This window comes from Natronosalvus halobius, assembly GCF_024138145.1.
Taxonomy (GTDB): domain Archaea; phylum Halobacteriota; class Halobacteria; order Halobacteriales; family Natrialbaceae; genus Natronosalvus; species Natronosalvus halobius.
In genome coordinates this window covers 3,451,470-3,470,985 of record NZ_CP099997.1, presented here as the reverse complement: position 1 = coordinate 3,470,985, position 19,516 = coordinate 3,451,470, and the positions used below count along the sequence as shown (strand labels likewise).

The following is a 19,516-nucleotide window of genomic DNA, read 5'->3' as shown; positions in this document are numbered from 1 at the left end:
GTCAGCCAAAGCGAAAAAAGCTGAGCGAAAAGAGCAGAGTGAAAAGTGGCAGAGTGAAAAGTGGCAGAGCGAAAAGAGCAGAGTGAAAAACGGAGGGTCGAGTCTACAGATCGCAGTGCAGCGGCAATCCGCCGCGTACACACGTGATCCGAATCGGGTCATCGTAGCTCACAGAGACGTGATCGGCCGCGCGAACGTACCTCGCTGGATCGGTCCGACTCACCGAGCGTAACAGCCCGGCGTCCTCGAGTCGGGAGACCGTTCGGTAGGTCGTGCTGAGCGGAAGCTCGAGTGCCTCTGTGAACTCGCTGACGGTCGTCGGGCCGTCCGCGTAGCGATACAGCTCGCGGGCGGTGTCCTCGGAGAGGAGGGAGACGATTTGCTCGGGGTTGCAGCCACCCTCCCCGTCGCTGATACCGCACGGATGTCCGTCGGATGCGATCTGGCCCATACGTAATCGTCACCCCGTGAACACATACCTCCTGCCAGTGGCTCCCACTCGGTGGGAATCGATGGCAGCCGTTCGGGTCTCGACGAAACGCTTTGATACCTCCCCGCCGAATCGTGGGCCACAGCCATGGATTCACTCATCGAGGCCGCCCGCGATGTCCAGTCTCGAGCCCACGTTCCCTATTCCAAGTACCCCGTCGGCGCAGCGATCGAGACCGCCGACGGCGAGGTCTTCGTCGGTTGTAACCTCGAGAACGCGAACTACAGCAACAGCCTCCACGCCGAGGAGGTCGCCATCGCCGAAGCCGTCAAGAACGGCCATCGCGACTTTGCCCGACTCGCCGTCAGTTCGGGTCGGCGCGACGGTGTTACCCCCTGTGGAATGTGCCGCCAGACGCTCGCGGAGTTCGCCGACGACGACCTCGTCGTCTGCTGTGACGAGGGCGACGACGACCCGCCGAGTGAGTACACCCTCGGGGAACTCCTGCCGAATACGATCACCGAAGAGATGCTCGAGTGAGGCGAGTGAGGTGAAAGCGTGGGTCGAGTGAGGGGGAAGCAAGATAGAGAGCGAAAGGAGGGCGAAGGGAGAGGGTGAGAGCGGGGGAGAGCGAGAAGGTGAGAGCGGGAGAGAGCGAGAGTGCGAAGAGAGAACGAGAACGAAAACCAACCTTAAACCGTCGTCAACGACCCGACCGGCGCCTCCGTGCGACCCTCTGCGCGCTCGATGCCGTCGCTTCCAGCAGCGATGAGCGCGAAGACCCCGGCGACCTCCGCCTCTGCCGTTTCGACGATGTCCAGGAGCAGTTCCTGGGTCTCGCCGGATCGGATCAGGTCGTCGACGACCAGGACGGAGTCGTCGCGATCGATCGCGGCCGCCGGCAGGTAGTAGGTGAGCTCGATGCCCGACTCGAGGCGTTCACGGGCCTCGAAGAAGTCCTCGACGGCGGTTTCCTTGCGTTTTTTCGCGTACGCACACCGGGTTCCGTAGTAGCTGGCGAGCGAGGCGGCCAGCGTGATGCCGTCGGTGGCGGCCGTCAACACGACGTCGGGGCGCTCGAAGTCGAACGCGTCGGCCACGACGGGTGCGGCGAGGTCGAGAAACGGCTGGTCGAAGACAGCCCCGGAGTTGTCGACGTACCCTTCCGAGTCGACCTGGATGCGGGCCTCGAGTTCGGCCGCTAGCGCCTCGCGGCCGACCTCCTCGACCACCTCGCTGGCGCGTTCGGTTCCGGGGAGGACGTGCCCGTTGACGTAGCGATTGAGGTCGCCCGCCGGCAGGCCGGTCGCCTCGGCGAGTTCGTCGTACGTCCGGGTTTCCTTGAGCATTCGCAACACGTCGACCGCTCGTAGCTGGAGCGCGGCTTTTTCGGCTCGGTTCATGCGTGTAAGCACGATTCCACAAGTATGTATATTTCGATCGGCGAGCTCCTGCTACACCACCACAAACGTGGACCACAGGCGATCGCCGCACGCAAACGGAGGGCGCTCGAGGTCCGGGACTCGAGGGTCGAGGCTTGACCCAGAGTGAGTCGAGAGCGGAGCGAGAACGAGTACGAGAATACGGGCGAAAGCGAGTCCGAAACGCCGCCGCAAGCGAAAAAACGAGTCCTACTCCGCAAGGAAGTCCGGTTCGGAGCGCTTCTCGTCGCGCTCGGCCTCGAGATGGGCCCGGAACTCGTCGATCTCGACGTCGTACTCCTGGTCCTCGAAGCGGTCACGGACCGAGATGTTCCCGGCTTCTTCCTCGTTGTCGCCGACGATGATCTGGTAGGGGACGCGGTCGTCGTGGGCCGCTCGGATCTTGCGCTCGAGCGTGCTATCCCGGTGGTCGACCTCCGTGCGGAAGTCGCCGAACTCGTTGGCGACACGGTGGGCGTAGCCGAGATTGTCGTCGGAGATGGGCAGCACACGAACCTGCTCGGGGGCGAGCCAGAACGGGAAGTTCCCCTCGTAGTGCTCGATGAGCATCATGAAGAAGCGCTCGTAGCTGCCGTAGAGCGCCCGGTGGATCATGACCGGCTCGTGCGCCTCGTTGTCCTCGCCGACGTAGTCGAGGTCGAAGCGCTCTGGCATGTTGAAGTCCAGCTGAACCGTCGGGCCGTCCCAGTGGCGGCCGATGGCGTCCTCGAAGGCGTAGTCGATCTTCGGGCCGTAGAACGCGCCGTCGCCGGCCTCGAGGTCGTAGTCCACGTTTCGCTTCTCGAGGACCGACTCGAGCTGGGCCTCCGCTTTGTCCCAGATCTCGTCGCCCCCCACGGACTTCTCGGGACGCGTCGCGAGTGCGACCTCGTACTCGAGGTCGAACGTCGAGAGCACCTCGTCGATGACGTCCATGATGGCCTCGACCTCGCGCTCGATCTGGTCGGGGCGGACGAACAGGTGGCCGTCGTCGATCGTGAACGCCCAGACCCGCGAGAGGCCGGAGAGTTCGCCGCGCTGTTCCTTCCGGTAGACCTTCCCGTTCTCGGCGTATCGGATCGGCAGGTCTCGGTAGCTCCAGGAGTGGTCCTGGAAGATGGCGGCGTGGCCAGGACAGTTCATCGGTTTGAGGCCGAACTCGTCGTCGCCCACGTCGAAGATGAACATGTCGTCCTCGTAGTTCTCGTAGTGGCCGGACTTGTGCCAGAGGTCCGTCTTGAACACGTGGGGGGTCTCGACGTAGTCGTAGCCTGCCGACTCGTTCAGGTCCTCGACGAAGCCCTCGAGTTCTCGGAGGATCGTCTTCCCCGGCGGATGGTAGAGGGGGAGTCCGGGCCCCGTGACGTCCTGGATCGAGAACAGGTCCATCTCGTTGCCGATCTTACGGTGGTCGCGCTCTCTGGCCTCCTCGCGGCGTTCGAGGTAGTCCTCCAGGTCGCTCTCGTCCTCGAAGGCCGTGCCGTAGATCCGGGTCTGCATCGGGTTTTTCTCGTCGCCGCGCCAGTAGGCGCCCGCGATCTCGAGCAGTTTGACGACGCCGATCTCGCCCGTCGACTCGAGGTGCGGGCCGGCACAGAGGTCTTCCCACTCGCCCTGGCTGTAGAAGGTGACCTGTTCGCCCTCCTCGGCTAACTCCTCGAGCAACTCGAGTTTGTACGGTTCGTCGGCCAGTCGCTCCTCGGCCTCCGCGACCGGGACTTCCTCGCGCTCGATGTCGTAATCGGCCTCGATGATGTCCTCGATCTCGGCCTCGAGTGCCGAGAAGTCGCTCTCGTCGACCTCGAGGTCGTCGAAGTCGTAGTAAAAGCCCTCCTCCGTCGGCGGGCCGATGGCGAGTTTCACGTCGTCGAAGTGGCGCTCGACGGCCTGGGCCAGGCAGTGGGCCGCGGAGTGACGGAGTACGTCGAGGTACTCGTCGGACTGATCGGTGACGATCTCGAGTCGCGCCTCGTCGTAAACGGGGGCCTCCTTGGCGACGAGTTCGCCGTCGAGTTTGCCGGCGACCGTGTCGCGACCGAGGCCGGGGCCGATCTCGTAGGCGCAGTCCTGGACGGTGGCGTCGGGAGCGACCTCGAGTTCGGAGCCGTCGGGGAGGACGACGTTGATCGATTGCGGTGCGGATTCGGATTCAGGTTCGGGTTCTGACATTGGTGGGTTGTGGGTGTTGGGGTGGGTGTCGATGTTGTGGTAGCTGTGAGTGTCGCTATCGGGTGACTACAGACAGGTGGTGTCCTCGCTCGAGTCGCTCGGACGGGGTGTTGGAACGTTGGTACGCGTGACCGCGTCCAGACTCGTACCACCGGGCGTCGCACCGAGCGTCGTGCGTACCGCTCGCTGAGGCGTTCGTGTCGACACAACGAGCGGCAGGTGGGAATTAGAAACGGGCGGCCGGCCCTGTAAAGTAGACACCTACCATCGTACCTCTGGATATCCCCGAACGGAATAAAAACGTTTTGATGGTGTGCGGATCGCTCGAGTCCTTCCCCAACCCGGAGGACTTTACTCGTCGGAACACGCTCGAGCCAGTATGACCGAGGCGACGGGGATCGTCGGCGAGTTTTTCTCTCTGAAAGCCGACACCGACGCGGACGTGCTGGCGATGCAGTGTGGTGACTTCTACGAATTCTTCGGCGACGACGCCGAACTCGTCGGGGAGGAACTCGAACTCAAGGTGACCTCCAAATCGTCCCAGGGCCAGTCGTACCCGATGGCGGGCGTGCCGCTGGCCGACCTCACGCCCTACCTGAAGGCCCTCGTCGAGCGCGGTTACCGGGTTGCGGTGGCCGACCAGTACGAGACCGACGACGGTCACGCCCGCGAGGTCGTTCGCGTGGTGACGCCCGGGACGTTCGTCGAGAAGAGCGACGCCGACGCGCAGTACCTCGCGGCGGTGGTTGCGGATCAGGGCTCGGGTTCGAACTCAGGTTCGGGATCTGGGTCGCCAGCTGGCTCGAGTTCAAGCGGCGAAACCGCGTACGGGCTCGCCTTCGCAGACGTCACGACGGGCAGATTCCTCGTCGCCGGTGCCGAGGACGTCGACGAGGCGATGACCGAACTCTACCGCTTCGCCCCCGTCGAGGTCCTGCCCGGCCCCGACGTTCGGACCAACGATGAGTTCCTCGCCCAGCTTCGCGACCGACTCGAGGCCCGCCTCACCCTCCACGAGACGGAGGCGTTCGCCCCCAAGCGAGCGACCCACCGCGTGCGCGATCACTTCGGAAGCGAGACCGTCGACCGACTCGACCTCCCCGAATCCGCGCTCGCCGCCGCGGGCGCCGTTCTCGCCTACGTCGAGGAGACCGGCGCGGGCGTGCTCGCGTCGATGACCCGCCTCCAGACCCACCGCGGGGACGACCACGTCACCCTCGACGTAACCACCCAGCGTAACCTCGAGCTGACCGAGACAATGCACGGCGACCGCGACGGCTCCCTGTTCGCGACCATCGACCACACGAAGACCAGCGCTGGGGGGCGGTTACTCAAGGAGTGGCTCCAGCGCCCCCGGCGCTCGCTCGACGTGCTCGAGGAGCGCCAGGCGAGCGTCGGCGCCCTCGCCACCGCCGCGCTCGCCCGCGACGAACTCCAGGACGTGCTCGGCGGGGCCTACGACCTCGAGCGCCTGGCCTCGCGAGCGACCCACGGAAGCGCGGACGCGCGGGACCTGCTGGCGGTGCGAGATACCCTCGCGCTGGTTCCCGAGGTGGTCGAGATTGTCGAGTCGACGCCCAACCTGGTCGACTCGCCGCTGTCGACCATCGTCGACCGTGTCGACCGCGAGCGCGCCGCTGACCTTCGCAAAGCGCTGGCGGACGCACTGGCCGAGGAACCGCCGTCGACGGTCCGTCAGGGCGAGTTGTTGACGAAGGGCTACCACGACGACCTCGACGAGCTCATCGAACGCCACGACGAACTCAATCGATGGCTCGACACGCTCGCCGACCGCGAGAAGCGCCAGCACGGGCTCAGCCACGTCACCGTCGACCGGAACAAGACCGACGGCTATTACATCCAAGTCGGACGGTCGGCGGCCGACGGCGTCCCGGATCACTACGAGGAGATCAAACAGCTCAAGAACTCCAAGCGGTTTACCACTACCGAACTCGAGGACAAAGAACGCGAGATACTCCGGATCGAAGAACAGCGCGGCGACCTCGAGTACGAACTGTTTCAGAAACTACGTCAGGACGTCGCGGAGCGAGCAGCCCTCCTCCAGGACGTCGGTCGCACCCTCGCGACGGTCGACGCGCTCTCGAGTCTGGCGAGCCACGCCGCCGAAAATGGGTGGGTTCGACCCGCTCTCCACCGGGGGCAGGACCTCGAAATTTCTCAGGGCCGCCACCCCGTCGTCGAACAGACGACCGAGTTCGTCCCGAACGATGTCGCGATGGACTCCGACCGCGGCTTTCTGGTGGTGACCGGTCCCAACATGTCCGGCAAGTCGACGTACATGCGCCAGGTCGCCTGCATCGTCCTATTAGCTCAGATCGGCAGTTTCGTCCCCGCACGGGAGGCCAGGATCGGACTGGTCGACGGCATCTTCACCCGCGTCGGCGCTCTCGACGAGCTAGCACAAGGGCGCTCGACGTTCATGGTCGAGATGAGCGAACTCTCGAACATCCTGCACGCGGCGACCGACGAGTCGCTCGTCATCCTGGACGAGGTGGGGCGGGGAACCGCCACCTACGACGGCATCTCCATCGCCTGGGCGGCCACCGAGTACCTCCACAACGAGATCCGGGCGAAGACGCTCTTCGCGACCCACTACCACGAACTCACGGGGCTGGCCGACCACCTGCCCCGCGTGGCGAACGTCCACGTCGCGGCCGACGAGCGCGACGGCGACGTGACCTTCCTGCGGACCGTCCGCGACGGGCCGACCGATCGCTCCTACGGGATCCACGTCGCGGACCTCGCGGGCGTCCCCGTTCCCGTCGTCGACCGCGCCCGCGACGTCCTGGAGCGCCTGCGCGAGGAGAAGGCAATCGAAGCGAAGGGTGGAAACTCGAGCGATCCCGTCCAGACGGTGTTCGACGTCTCGAGTGGGAGTTTTCGAGGACCGGCGAACGCCGACGGGGGCGACCCCGAGCCAACAGGGCCGACGGTCGATCCAGCGGTCGAAGCCGTCCTCGAGGCCCTCGAATCGATCGACGTGAACAGTACGTCCCCTGTCGAGCTGATGGCGACTGTCCAGGAGTGGAAACGGCGACTCGAGAACGAGGGGTGAGGGCGGGCCAGCACGAGGATGGGACGTCTCGTGCGCTCGGCCGGTTCACCACGTCTGGAGCACTCGCTCGATCTAGCCCGTCTCGACGTTCGAAACGTTGAAACGGGCGCCACCGGCCGACGATTCGACAAGTTGTCGCTCCCACCCGTGTAAACCGACGATGCGGTCGACGATCGACAGACCGTACCCGGTCCCCTCCGATGACGTCGAGTACCCCGACTCGAAGACGCTCTCTCGTTCCCCGTCAGGGATCCCCCGGCCGTCGTCCGCGACGTAGAACCCGTTCTCGAGCCCGCCAACCGTCACGGTAACTGGACCACCGCCGTGCTCGACCGCGTTACGAAAGAGGTTCTCGAGGAGCTGGCGAAGCTGCTGTCGGTTCGCTCGTACCGCAGGCGCCGAGTTCGTGGTGAGCGTCGCGGCATCCGTCTGTACCGTAGCCCAGCACGCCTCGGCGAGATCGGTCAGGTCGACCACTTCGAGATCCATGGCCGCATCACCCTCGTGAGCGAGCGTGAGTAAATCGTCGACCAGAGCGTTCATGCGCTCGAGTGCGGCGTCCAGATCGGTCAGGTGGTCGCTCTCGCAATCCGCCGCGAGCAACTCGAGTCGGCCCTGAGCTACCTGTAACGGGTTGCGGAGGTCGTGTGAGACGACGCTGGCGAACCGGTCCAGTCGTTCGTTCTGCCGGAGCAGTTCGTGCTCTCTGGCCTTCTGGTCCGAGATATCCCGATCCATCGCGACGAATCGGTCCTTTCCATCCAGATTTAGTCGGATCAAGTGGACTTCGACCGGAAACGTCGTCCCGTCTCGGCGCTGGAGTTCCGCCTCGAACCGGCGGGGGTCGTTCGTCGGGAGCTCCGTCCAGAAGGCCCGCGCCCGATCGGGTTCGACAGTCGTGTCGATCTCCCAGACCGGCAGGCCGACGAGGTCGGCCGCCGCGTATCCCAGTGCTTCGGCGAATCGCTCGTTCACGTCACAGATCCTGCCCTCGGCGTCGTGGATCGCGATCATGTCCGGTGAGTGCTCGAACAGCGCCTCGAGTCGGGCGCGACTCGAGCGAAGTTGCTGCTCGCGGCGTTTCTGTGCCGTAATGTTTCGGACGAATCCGACGATTCGCTCGGGTTGGCCGTTCGAATCGAGGATGGGTTTGCTGTCGGCTCGAACCCAGCGTCGTTCACCGTCGACCACGACCCGGTACTCGATCGTCTCGGAGCGTCCCTCGGAGACGATCTGCATCACCTCCCGAACGCGGCCCCGGTCGTCGGGGTGAATCCGCTCGAGAAATCGTTTCGGGTCGGCCTCGAGCGCCTCGATCGAATCGCCCCAGAGGTCCTCGTATGCGGAGTTGACGAACAGAAGTTCGGTCCAGTCTGCGGAGAACATATAGAGGACGTCGTCGGCTTTCGCCGCGATTTGTGTGAGTTTCGTCTGCGATTCCCTGGTTGCTCGCTTCGCGCGAGACTGCTCGACGGCGTTTCGAATCCGGTTCGCCAGCACGGTGTACTGGCTCGTTCCGCGCTCCTTTTGCAGGTAGTCTGTGACACCGGCGGAAATGGCGTCGCTGGCGATCTCCTCGCTCCCCTTCCCCGTGTAGAGGATGAAGGGGAGCTCCGGGTGGTCGCGTCGGAGCTGTTCGAGAAAGTCGATTCCGTTCGTGTGGGGCATGTCGTAGTCGGAGACCACGCAATCGATTCGCGTCTCCGCGAGCAACTGGAGTCCGTCCGTTGGGTTCGACGCGGTAACGACGTCGATCTGCGGGTCGGTTCGCTCCAGAAACGTCGACGCTAGATCGGCAAAGTGCGGGTCGTCGTCGACGTGAAGAACCGAAATGGTCTCTGACGAATCGTTCATAGCAGAAGACACAAACTACGAGGATATAGGTGCAAGGGCCGAACGGGGGAGAAATCGGCGAGTCGATCTCTAGACGCGGTCCGGGCCACTCATCCGGGCCCGATCAGAGGTCCGTCCCGTCGAATCGATAGTAACCGATCGCCAACGGAACGACTACCCAGAACGCGAGCACGGCGAACCCGACCGTCGGCGTCGCGTAGGCCGCGTCGAAGCCAGCGGCCTGTGTCTGGGCGTTGGCCTCGTCGGCGACACCCGGCAGCAGCGCGACGAGTGCCGAGAAGTACGCTGAAGACGGCGGTATCTGGGTCGCGAGGAACATCCAGTCGGGCATCTGCTGGGGAAGCGAGAAGCCGTTCGCGACGTAGACGAGCGCCAGCGGCACCACGTCCCAGGCCAGTTCGAACACGACGAAGAAGCCGAGGGCGAGCGTCGTCGCTCGTGACGTCGACGACGTGGTCGCCGAGAGGCCGACGATGATCGCCGCGTAGACGCCGGCGAAGACCACCGCGGCCAGCACGAACGTCACCAGCGGGACGATTTCGATCGTTCCGAGCAGCAGGGAGCCGAATCCGAGTCCGATGAGCAATCCAACGCCGAGCGTGGCCGCGATTACGGCGGCCCGGCCGATCACCTTGCCGAGGAACACGTCTCGCCGGGTGACCGGGAGCGCGAGCAGGAGCTTGATACTGCCCAGTTCGCGCTCCCCAGCGACGGACTTGTAACAGACGACGATCGCTGCCAGTGCGACAAACAGGCTGGTGATCCCCGCCAGGAAGAACACCAGCCCGGAGAACGAGACCTCGCCGGCCGCGCCGAACGCCTCGGGGAGTTCGACGTAGGCGTACGTCGTGAGCAGCGAGAACAGCACGAACGTAGCGAGCAGCGCCCACAGCGCCCGCGACTGCACGGCGTCCTGGAAGTCCTTCCTGGCGACGGCAGCCCACCTCGTGTTCATGCACGCACCTCCTGGTCTTCGGTCGTGTACCGCACGAACAGGTCCTCGAGCGAGGATTCGTCGACGGAGAAGTCTCCGACGTCCGCGCCGGCGTCGTCGAGCGTGTTCAGCACGTCGAACTTCGATCCGCCGGACAGGATCACCCGGAGCCGGCCCTCCTCGAGCGCGACGTCGGTGACGCCCTCGAGCCCGGCGACGGTCTCGAGGAGCGCGTCGTCGACGCTCGAGACCGAAATCGATAGTGTCGTCGCCGTCTCGGTCGCGTCGCGCAACCCCTCGACAGTGTCGACCGCGACCAGTCGGCCGCGATTGATGATGGCGACGCGGTCGCAGATGGCCTCGACCTGCTCCATGATGTGGCTCGAGAAGAAGATGGTCGTCCCGCGCTCGTTCTCCCGGCGGATGATCTCGCGCATCTCCCTGGCGCCGTTGGGGTCGAGGCCGGTGGAGGGTTCGTCGAGGATCAACAGGTCAGGATCGCCGACCAGCGCCATCGCGAGGACGAGTCGCTGGCGCATTCCCTTCGAGTAGCCACCCGCTTTGCGGTCGGCCGCCTCGGCGATCCCCACGCGCTCGAGCAGGGCGTCGACGTCCTCATCGACCGCCTTCAACTCGACGACGAACTCGAGGTGCCGGCGGCCCGTCAGGCGGTCGTAGACGTGATAGCCGTCGGGGAGGACGCCGGTCCGCTGGCGAACGGCGAGGCTCTCTTCTTGCGCGTCGTGGCCGAGCACCGTCGCGGTGCCGCCGGTTGGTCGCGTGAAATCGAGCAAGATGTCGATGGTCGTCGATTTTCCGGCCCCATTCGGGCCCAGGAAGCCGAAGATTTCGCCCTCCTGGACCGTCAGGTCGAAGTCGTCGACGGCCAGGACGTCGCCGAAGCGTTTCGTCAGTCCGTCGAGTTCGATTGCGGCCACGCTAGTCCCCTCCGCCGAACGGCAGTCGTCGGCCACGATCGTGTGTAATAGCGCTCATCACGTACGCCTTCGCTCGAGACGTGAAAAGTATTGTTATAGTTCTTACATATTGACAACGATGCTACTCAAATACGTTTGAGCAAGGATAAGTGCAGGACTCGTCATCGCTGCGGTGTGTTTTCGAGCCTCGCATTCGAATCGTCTTCCCGCTCATTTGTTCGCTTCCATACCAATCTCCGAGGGTTTTGCGACTGGCGTAACCTCGAGGTCGTCATCCATCTCGAGAACGAGCATCTCATCGTCATACGAGAGTTCGAATCGGGCCTCGAGTGGCGACATCGACCGAACGTCGGTCGTCCACTCCCCGGACGTGAAGGAGCCGAACAGTTCCCAGAGTGGCGTCTCGAGAACCGAGATGCCGTGTCGGTGGAGGAACGCTGCGGTTTCGGGATGGAGCGCGACGAACACCTCTATCGGCAGGTGGATCATCGTGCGACACTCGCGACAGGTGTGGGCGACCGTGTGCACGACCAGACCATCGCGCTCGTGGGAGTCGACGGCAGCGTCGACGACGCCGTTACACTCCGGACAGACGCCGCCGTCGACCGCGACGGCCGTACTCCAGATGCCGCATCCGAAACTCTCGGCGATTTCGGACGGCGATCGGTGTGCCGCCTGGCTGCGCGGAAAGGCATCCGCCAGGAGTGTCGAGTCACAGGCCGCACACCGGACGACGAAGCGCTCCTCGAGGGAGTCTGCGACGAGTGCGGCTTCTCGGCAAAACGGGCACACGCCGTCGACGTCGACGGCCTCGAACGTCGGCGGCGCCTCGTACAGGCCCGACAGAATCGCGCGAACGACCTTGTCGCCGGCGTACGTGAGTCGGTATCCACCGTCCGTCTCGGCGACGAATCGTCCGACGAGGGTCGTGAGGTGGTAGGAGAACTGGGACGTGCTGTCGACGTCGACCGCGTCATACAGGTCAGTGAACGACATGACGTGTCCGTTTTCCTGCACCTCCCACTCGCGGTCTGCCAGCGCGATCAGGATTTCGAGGCGGCGGTCGTTCGCGAGTGAGTCGATCGCGTCGCTCGCCGACGGCGAAACGCGGTCCTCGCTGTCCGTGGGAGTCATCGCAGGACCGTTCGTCCCCACCGCCTAACAAGCATTCGCACCGGGAACGGGTCCGGCCGTCGATACCCTTTTGCGTCCGCTCAGAAACAACCATACATGACTTTCCAGCAGGCGCTCGAGGGCGTCACGTGCCCCATCGTGACGCCGTTCGACGAATCAGGATCGGTCGACGAGGAATCGCTGGGCTCGCTCGTCGACGCGCTCCTCGAGGGCGGCATTGATGGGCTCTTTCCCTGCGGGACGACCGGCGAGTTCGCGAGCCTCTCGCCCGACGAACGGCGTCGGGTCGTCGAGGTCACAGTGGAGCGAGCAAACGGCGAGGTACCGGTCCTCGCCGGTGCCGCTGCGACGAGCGTCGCCGAGACGGTCGATTACGCCGAATCGGCCGCCGAGGTCGGCGCCGACATCGCGGTTGTCGTCCCGCCGTACTTCCACACAGCGAACGATCCCGCTGGCGACTGCCGATTCTTCGAGGCGGTGGCCGACCGGTCGCCACTCCCTCTCGTGCTCTACAACATCCCGTCGTGTACGGGTCAGCCCATCGCCCTCGAGACGCTCGAGGCTGTCGCCAGCCACGAGAACGTCGTCGGCCTGAAAGACTCGAGCGGCGACTTCGAGTACTTCCTGGCGGCGATGCGCCGAACGCCCGAGGAATTTCTGTGTCTCCAGGGGTTCGACACGCTGCTCGTCCCCTCTCTCCGAATGGGCGCCGACGGGGGCGTGAACGCGCTCTCGAACGTCGCCCCGGAGGCGTACGCCGAGGTACTCGAGACCGCCGAAACCGAGCGCGGAGAGGCGCTCCAGGCGTCGATCTCGGGACTGTTCGAGGCGTGTGGAACCTATGGATTCGCTCCCGCGACCAAAGCCGCCCTCGGCCACCGCGGGTGGCTCCCGTCCGACGCGGTTCGCCCGCCGCTGGTCACCGTTCCCGAGGCAGGACGAGAGACGATCACCGACCGTGCCGACACGCTGCTCGAGGGCTGAATCATGACCGACGACACAATCGACACCCCATCTGACGACCCAACCGACGACGCGGACGACCGAGCAAACAGTCGAGCAACGGACGAGCGAGCAGCGGACGAGACGACCATCCACCAACTCGACGAGCACACCGTCGCCCGGATCGCCGCCGGAGAGGTCGTCGAACGGCCCGCCAGCGCGGTCAAGGAACTGGTCGAGAACGCCCTCGACGCCGACGCCACGCGCATCGACGTCGAGATTGAGGCGGGCGGCACCGAATTCATCCGGGTCAGCGACGACGGCCGCGGGATGACCGAGACGGACGTCCGCCGGGCGGTTCGCCAGCACACGACGAGCAAGATCACGGGCCTCGAGGACCTCGAGCGTGGCGTCGAAAGCCTGGGCTTCCGCGGCGAGGCGCTCCACACCATCGGTTCGGTGTCGAAGCTGACGATTCGGACCCGGCCTCGAGCCGACGGACTCAGCAGCGAATCCCCGACGGGAACCGAACTCGTCTACGAGGGCGGCGACGTCGTTGCCGTCGAGCCGACCGGCTGTCCGGAGGGAACCACCGTCGTCGTCGAAGACCTCTTCTACAACACCCCCGCCCGACGGAAGTTCCTCAAGACCACCGCGACCGAGTTCGCCCACGTCAACCAGATCGTCACCCGCTACGCCCTCGCCAATCCGGACGTGGCGCTCTCGCTCACCCACGACGGGCGGGAGGTGTTCGCCACGACGGGCCAGGACGATCTGCAGGCCGCCATCCTCTCGGTCTACGGCCGGGAGGTCGCCCGCTCGATGATCGACGTCGAGGCCGACGGCGACGACCTCCCGATCGGCCCGCTCGAGTCGGTCTCGGGAACCGTCTCGCACCCGGAGACGAACCGGGCCAGCCGGGACTACCTCGCGACCTACGTCAACGGCCGAGCGGTCACCTCCGAGGCCATTCGCGAGGGGATCATGAACGCCTACGGCGGCCAACTCGGCGGGGACCGCTACCCCTTCGTCGTGCTCTTCCTCGAGGTCCCCGGCGACGCCGTCGACGTGAACGTCCACCCCAGAAAGCGCGAGGTTCGCTTCGACGACGACGATGCCGTCCGCCGTGCGGTCGAGTCAGCCGTCCAGGACGCGCTGCTCGAGTACGGGTTGCTCCGTTCGCGGGCGCCCCGAGGACGCTCGGCGCCCGACGAGGCGGCGGTCGAACCGGACGCTGGGTACGAAGACGGAACGCTCGCGGGGGCGGCTGACGAACCCGAGGCGGGCGGTTCGAGTGGTTCAGGACCGTCGAATCAGTCGGTCTCGGGCGATGCCGTCGGCTCGCGTTCGCTCGATTCGAATGCCGACTCGAGCGAGGCACCCGCAACGCAGGCAGATGGCTCGAAGACGACCGAGTCACCCGAGGCCGAAGGGTCGTTAGACGCGACACGAACGAACGCCTCGGGTCGGGCAGATACGGCGTCGTCAACTCCTTCGTCCGACCTGGAGGCGAGCCGTTCCGATCCTTCGATCGCATCCGAACCGACGAATCGAACGGCGAGCACGACGGATTCGAGCGATGCGACAGACGTGACGGGCGCGACAGATGCAGGAGACCGATCCCGACACGCCGCCTCGGGCGACCCGTCGCACTCGATCACCCCGTCGACCGACCAGCAGACGCTGGCGGGCGGGACGGCCACCGACGCCCTCGAGTACGACTCTCTGCCCTCACTTCGGGTACTCGGTCAGCTGAAGGACACCTACGTCGTCTGTGAGACCCCCGAGGGCCTCGTCCTGGTCGACCAGCACGCCGCCGACGAGCGGGTCAACTACGAGCGCCTCCAGCGAGCGTTCGCCGACGATCCGACGACCCAGGCGCTCGCCTCGCCCGTCGAACTCGAGCTCACTGCTGTAGAGGCCGAGGCCTTCGAGCACTACCGGGACGCGCTCGCACGCCTGGGTTTTTCCGCCAACCGGATCGACGACCGCACGGTCGCCGTCACCACCGTTCCCGCCGTCCTCGAGAAGACCCTCGAGCCGGCCCAGCTCCGGGACGTCCTCGGCTCGTTCCTCGACGGCGACCGCGAGGCGGGCGCCGAGACGATCGACGCGCTGGCCGACGACTTCCTCGCCGACCTGGCCTGCTATCCGTCGATCACCGGCAACACCTCCCTCTCGGAGGGGTCCGTCCTGGACCTGCTCGAGGCGCTGGACGACTGTGAGAACCCCTACGCCTGTCCCCACGGGCGTCCCGTCCTCGTACAGTTCGAGTACGACGACCTCGAGGACCGATTCGAGCGGGACTATCCAGGTCACGCCTGATTCGGTCGCGATAGAGAGCGTTTTCTGCATCACTATGAGTTTTATAGTATAATCCGACGATAGCCGGCGGACCAATCACGAGCGAAGAGAGTCACTCGAGGTCGTGAAAACGCCTATGCTATCATCTGGCATAGCTCGAGTATGGCGATGCAATCCCCCTCCGGTCGACACTCGCGCTGTCTGAACTGCGGCTTCGAAGCGCCCGGCGGCGACGACGCGTGGGTTCGCCTCGAGGTACCTGGTCTCGGGCGGATGACTCAGTGTCCGGAGTGTGAGAGCACGAACGTGATGACGGGGCGGTAGTCCACTTCGCCTACCGCCTCGCCGCAGACAGACTCTTGAGTCCGACGCCCTTACTAAACCTATGAGCCAGGAATCCGACGAGCGAACGCTGACCGACGAGGAGTGGCGCGAGCGCCTGACCGACGAGGAGTACCGCGTTCTCCGGGAGGCCGGGACCGAGCGCCCGTTCTCCGGCGAGTACGTCGACCACGAGGAGGACGGCTCCTACTCGTGTGCAGGCTGTGAAGCCACGCTCTTCGAGTCGGACACGAAGTACCACTCGGGGTGTGGCTGGCCGAGTTTCTACGACGCCGACGACGACGTGATCGAGACGCGCGTCGACACCAGCCACGGCATGCACCGCACCGAAGTCCTGTGTGCCAACTGCGGTGGCCACCTCGGTCACATCTTCGAGGACGGTCCCGAACCCACGGGGAAGCGCTACTGCATCAACTCGGCGGCGCTCGAGTTCGAGGACGAGTAAGCGACCGATTGATCCACTGTTTTCATCCACCCGAGGCGCTCGCCGCCTCGAGTACGAGTACGAGTCGGTAAAAGAGATAGCAGAGGCACGACCACCGGAACGCCATACAGCGTTGGCGGAGAGGGAGATCGTTCCCTAGCGCTCGAGCGACGACGCCAGCGCCGCGGGTGGCTCTCCAGACAGCGCGTCCCGGTCGTGTGGCGCCTCGAACTCGAGGTCGGGGCCGCGGGCGACGATGCCGTGCGGGTTCACGTCCGGGTGGGTCGTGTAGTAGTGTTCCTTGATGTGGTCCATCTCGACCGTCTCTGCGACACCGGGCGTTTGGTAGAGGTCGCGCAGGTACGGCCAGAGGTTGTCGAACTCGCGGATGAATTTGACGTTGCACATGAAGTGCGTGTGGTAGACCTGGTCGAATCGCACGAGCGTCGTGAACAGGCAGACGTCGGCCTCGGTCAGGCGGTCACCGGCGAGGTAGCGCTGCTCGGCGAGCACGTCGTCCCAGTGTGCGAGCGCCTCGAAGAGGTCGTCGACGGCCGCCTCGTACGGCTCCTGCTTCGTCGCGAACCCGGCCCGGTAGACGCCGTTGTTGATCGGCTCGTAGATCGCCTCGATGATCTCGTCGACGTCCTCGCGGTAGCCCTCGGGATAGAGATCGACGTCCCTGGTCGCCAGGTCGTCGAACTCGGTATCGAGCATACGGATGATCTCTGCGGACTCGTTGTTGACGATGGTGTCTTCCTTCGTGTCCCAGAGCACCGGCACCGTGACCCGACAGGTCGTGTCCGGGTCGGCACGCCCGTAGAGTTCCCGGAGGAAGTCCGCTCCGTGGACGTGATCGACGGTACACCCGTCTTTCTCGGGCGTGAACTGCCAGCCATCCTGGTCGCGGTAGGGGTCGACGACCGAGACGGAGATGGCATCCTCGAGCCCCTTCAGCGACCGCACCAGGAGCGTCCGGTGAGCCCACGGGCACGCGTAGGAGACGTAGAGGTGGTAACGTCCGGCTGCCGGCTGGAAGCGGGCGTCCGGGTCGTCCTGGATCTCGTCGCGGAACGTCGTCGTCTGGCGCTCGAAGGCTCCCTCCTCGGTGGTGGTCTCGGACGCATCGGTTCGCCACTCGCCGTCGACGAGCATGTTCATGGTCGAATAGAGGGGGCGCTCGCACAAAGGCCCTCGCTAACACTAATGTCACCTCGAGCGACGACGACAAACGAGTGGCTCGAGGAGCCATCGAGCCTCGAGTCGAAGCCCCCTCAACCCGCCGCCAGCACCCAGAAGCCCGCCACCGAGAGCACAAGCGCGACACCCTCGAGACGGGTCAGCCGACGGCCGGTCCCCAGGAGGACGGCCGAAACGGCGGTCAACGCGGCGAGCCACCACAACCCCGAGCGAACACTCGCGCCGACGACCAGCGGCGCGGCCACCGCGGAGACGCCGAGCACGCCCAGCAGGTTGAATACGTTCGACCCGATGACGTTCCCGGCCGCGAGGCCGACCTCGGCGCGCCGCGCCGCGACGACGGACGCTGCCGCCTCGGGGAGAGAAGTTCCCCCTGCGACCACCGTCACGCCGATGAGCCACTCCGAGACGCCTCCGGCGCGGGCGAGTTCGACAGCGCCCTGGACGAGCAACCGGCCGCCGAGACCGACCAGGACCAGACCGACGACGAGGACGAGCGCGTCGACTCCAGGGTGGCGGTTCGTTCCCGAGCGTTCAGGTTCGACGGCGCCGGTGTCGGAATCGCGTGCCGAGCGGGCGAGCCAGGCCAGGTAGGCGACCAGACACGCGAGGAGAAAGATCCCTTCCGTGCGCGAGACGTGCAGATTTACCAGAACCGCGATCCCGACCCCGGTCGCCGCCGCCATCGCGACGGCGTCCCGCCGAACGAGGGTGTCGGCGACGCGAAACGGACTAATGATCGCTAGTGCGCCCAGAATCGCGCCCAGATTGAACGCGTTCGATCCGACCACGTTGCCGACCGCGATGGCGCCGCGGCCCTCGAGAGCCGCCTCGACGCCCACAACGATCTCGGGTGCCGACGTCCCGAAGGCGACGACGGTTAGACCGACGATCAGCGGCGGGATGCCCGCGGTTCGAGCGAGTCGGGAAGCCGCGGTGACGAGCCACCGCGCGCCCAGCCAGAGCGCGACCAGACCGACGAGGGTCGACGCCGCAGGTCCGAGCAAAGACACGGGTGACCTTCCACTGCCGACCGGATAAGTGTCGGCGTCGACACTGGTCCGACACCGATCCGCGAGCGAAAGCGCTTATGCCCGACCGGTGAGGACTCGGGGTATGGCTGACGACGGCGACGCAGGCGGCGAGAACGGGCACCGCCAGAGCCGCCTGTTCACCGACGACGACGGCGACTTCGACGCCGAGCGGGCGCGTGAGGAGTCCCTCCCCGTCGAGGACGGCGACGTGGTCAACACCGACGAACTGGCCGACCACCAGACCTACCTCGATGGACGGGGGATCTACGACGAGCGAAACCGACTCAACGACCTCACTGGCCGAGAGTGGAAGTTCGCCACGAAGTCGGTGATTCCCGAAGCCTATCCGCCGGACCTCCAGCACGACCTGCGGAGCGAGCACGGGGGGCAGAAACCCCCGCGGCTCTGTGCGGACCTCGTCGGTCGGTTCAGCAAGGCCGGCGAGACCGTCCTCGATCCGTTCGCGGGCGTCGGGGGCACCCTCCTGGGTGCGAGCCTCTGCGAACACGAGGGAACCGGCCTGCGGGAGGCAATCGGCTTCGAGCGAAACCCCCGGTGGATCGAGGTCTACGAGACGGCCCTCGAGCGGGAAAACGAGGAGCGCCGGGAACGCGGTGAGGCGCCGCTGGCTGCCCAGGACGTCCACGAGGGCGACTGTGCAGACCTGGTCCAGGACCTCTCCGAGAACTCGGTCGATTTGCTCCTGGCCGACGTTCCCTACTGGGATATGGACGAGCGCGAGCAGACGCGAAACCGGCGGGCGACTCGCGAGAGTAAGTTGGGGGCGTTCGACGCTGACGGTGTCGATGATGGCGACGGTGGTAGCGACGGCAATGGCGACGGCTGTAATGACGGCGACGGCAATGGCGACAATGCCGGCCGCCGTGAGAGTGAGCGCGAGAAGGTGAGTGAAAGTGAGAGCGACAGCACGAACGACACCACGACACCACACGCCGACTCGAGCGACCAGTCGAAAGCCGACTGGCTCGCCGAGATGGGCGATCGTTTCGCCCAGTTCGCAAGGGTCGTCAAACCCGGCCGGTACGCCGTCGTCTTCATCGGCGACATGTACCGCGAGCAATCCTACGCGTTCCTGGCCGCCGACCTCGCTCGAGCGATCCAGGACGCGGCGCCGATGACGCTCGCGGCCAACCTGATCTGGTACGATCCGTCGAAGGATCTCCACGTCTACGGCTACCCGTTCTCGTTCGTGCCGTCGATGGTCCACCAGAACGTGCTCGTGTTTCGGGTCGACGAGTGAGTAGCGAACGCGTCTGACCGCCGTCACACGGCCGTCTGACTCAGCTTTATGCC

At 65.4% G+C, this 19,516-nt stretch carries 16 protein-coding genes; 7 read left to right on the top strand and 9 right to left on the bottom strand.

Annotated elements, in window-relative coordinates; genetic code table 11:
• Positions 1 to 103: 103 nt before the first annotated feature.
• Positions 104 to 451, bottom strand: coding sequence for a winged helix-turn-helix domain-containing protein (locus NGM15_RS16785; RefSeq protein ID WP_253433509.1), 348 nt, complete (start codon positions 449 to 451; stop codon positions 104 to 106).
• A gap of 126 nt (positions 452 to 577) precedes the next feature.
• Here NGM15_RS16785 and cdd point away from each other — a divergent pair, with 126 nt between their 5' ends.
• Complete coding sequence (gene cdd / locus NGM15_RS16780; RefSeq protein WP_253433506.1) at positions 578 to 970, top strand: cytidine deaminase; 393 nt, start codon at positions 578 to 580, stop codon at positions 968 to 970.
• Positions 971 to 1,122: 152 nt separating this feature from the next.
• Here cdd and NGM15_RS16775 read toward each other — a convergent pair whose 3' ends face one another.
• Both NGM15_RS16775 and thrS read right to left on the bottom strand, forming a co-directional pair.
• A complete protein-coding gene (locus tag NGM15_RS16775) occupies positions 1,123 to 1,833 on the bottom strand; it encodes a phosphoribosyltransferase family protein (protein ID WP_253433503.1) in 711 nt (236 codons plus the stop codon).
• A gap of 228 nt (positions 1,834 to 2,061) precedes the next feature.
• Positions 2,062 to 4,020: a threonine--tRNA ligase gene (gene thrS / locus NGM15_RS16770; RefSeq protein ID WP_253433500.1), complete on the bottom strand. Its 1,959-nt coding sequence runs from the start codon at positions 4,018 to 4,020 to the stop codon at positions 2,062 to 2,064.
• A gap of 379 nt (positions 4,021 to 4,399) precedes the next feature.
• On the opposite strand from thrS, the gene mutS reads away from it, so the two are divergent.
• A complete protein-coding gene (gene mutS / locus NGM15_RS16765; RefSeq protein WP_253433499.1) occupies positions 4,400 to 7,096 on the top strand; it encodes a DNA mismatch repair protein MutS in 2,697 nt (898 codons plus the stop codon).
• A 72-nt stretch (positions 7,097 to 7,168) separates the two neighbouring features.
• Here mutS and NGM15_RS16760 read toward each other — a convergent pair whose 3' ends face one another.
• From NGM15_RS16760 to NGM15_RS16745, 4 genes are all read right to left on the bottom strand, one after another.
• A complete protein-coding gene (locus tag NGM15_RS16760) occupies positions 7,169 to 8,950 on the bottom strand; it encodes a PAS domain S-box protein (RefSeq protein WP_253433496.1) in 1,782 nt (593 codons plus the stop codon).
• A gap of 103 nt (positions 8,951 to 9,053) precedes the next feature.
• The gene (locus NGM15_RS16755) at positions 9,054 to 9,905 is read right to left on the bottom strand and encodes an ABC transporter permease subunit (protein ID WP_253433493.1); all 852 of its coding nucleotides are present in this window, start codon (positions 9,903 to 9,905) and stop codon (positions 9,054 to 9,056) included.
• Positions 9,902 to 10,822: an ABC transporter ATP-binding protein gene (locus tag NGM15_RS16750; RefSeq protein ID WP_253438171.1), complete on the bottom strand. Its 921-nt coding sequence runs from the start codon at positions 10,820 to 10,822 to the stop codon at positions 9,902 to 9,904. The genes NGM15_RS16755 and NGM15_RS16750 overlap by 4 nt, the downstream gene beginning before the upstream one ends.
• 210 nt (positions 10,823 to 11,032) lie before the next feature.
• A complete protein-coding gene (locus NGM15_RS16745; protein ID WP_253433491.1) occupies positions 11,033 to 11,956 on the bottom strand; it encodes an ArsR/SmtB family transcription factor in 924 nt (307 codons plus the stop codon).
• A gap of 96 nt (positions 11,957 to 12,052) precedes the next feature.
• Between NGM15_RS16745 and NGM15_RS16740 the strand changes: the two genes are divergently transcribed.
• The 4 genes from NGM15_RS16740 (at position 12,053) to msrB (ending at position 15,989) form a co-directional block, all read left to right on the top strand.
• On the top strand, positions 12,053 to 12,940 hold the full coding sequence (locus NGM15_RS16740; protein ID WP_253433488.1) for a dihydrodipicolinate synthase family protein: 888 nt from the start codon (positions 12,053 to 12,055) through the stop codon (positions 12,938 to 12,940).
• A 3-nt stretch (positions 12,941 to 12,943) separates the two neighbouring features.
• Complete coding sequence (mutL, locus tag NGM15_RS16735) at positions 12,944 to 15,223, top strand: DNA mismatch repair endonuclease MutL (RefSeq protein ID WP_253433486.1); 2,280 nt, start codon at positions 12,944 to 12,946, stop codon at positions 15,221 to 15,223.
• Positions 15,224 to 15,364: 141 nt separating this feature from the next.
• Positions 15,365 to 15,526, top strand: coding sequence for a hypothetical protein (locus tag NGM15_RS16730; protein ID WP_253433483.1), 162 nt, complete (start codon positions 15,365 to 15,367; stop codon positions 15,524 to 15,526).
• A gap of 61 nt (positions 15,527 to 15,587) precedes the next feature.
• A complete protein-coding gene (msrB, locus tag NGM15_RS16725) occupies positions 15,588 to 15,989 on the top strand; it encodes a peptide-methionine (R)-S-oxide reductase MsrB (RefSeq protein WP_253433482.1) in 402 nt (133 codons plus the stop codon).
• A 135-nt stretch (positions 15,990 to 16,124) separates the two neighbouring features.
• On the opposite strand, the gene NGM15_RS16720 is transcribed toward msrB, so the two are convergent.
• Both NGM15_RS16720 and NGM15_RS16715 read right to left on the bottom strand, forming a co-directional pair.
• Positions 16,125 to 17,129, bottom strand: a complete 1,005-nt coding sequence (locus tag NGM15_RS16720; RefSeq protein ID WP_253433479.1) for a glutathione S-transferase family protein — start codon at positions 17,127 to 17,129, stop codon at positions 16,125 to 16,127.
• A gap of 113 nt (positions 17,130 to 17,242) precedes the next feature.
• Positions 17,243 to 18,181: a calcium/sodium antiporter gene (locus tag NGM15_RS16715; RefSeq protein ID WP_253433477.1), complete on the bottom strand. Its 939-nt coding sequence runs from the start codon at positions 18,179 to 18,181 to the stop codon at positions 17,243 to 17,245.
• Positions 18,182 to 18,284: 103 nt separating this feature from the next.
• On the opposite strand from NGM15_RS16715, the gene NGM15_RS16710 reads away from it, so the two are divergent.
• Positions 18,285 to 19,463: a DNA methyltransferase gene (locus tag NGM15_RS16710; protein WP_253433474.1), complete on the top strand. Its 1,179-nt coding sequence runs from the start codon at positions 18,285 to 18,287 to the stop codon at positions 19,461 to 19,463.
• Positions 19,464 to 19,516: the final 53 nt, after the last annotated feature.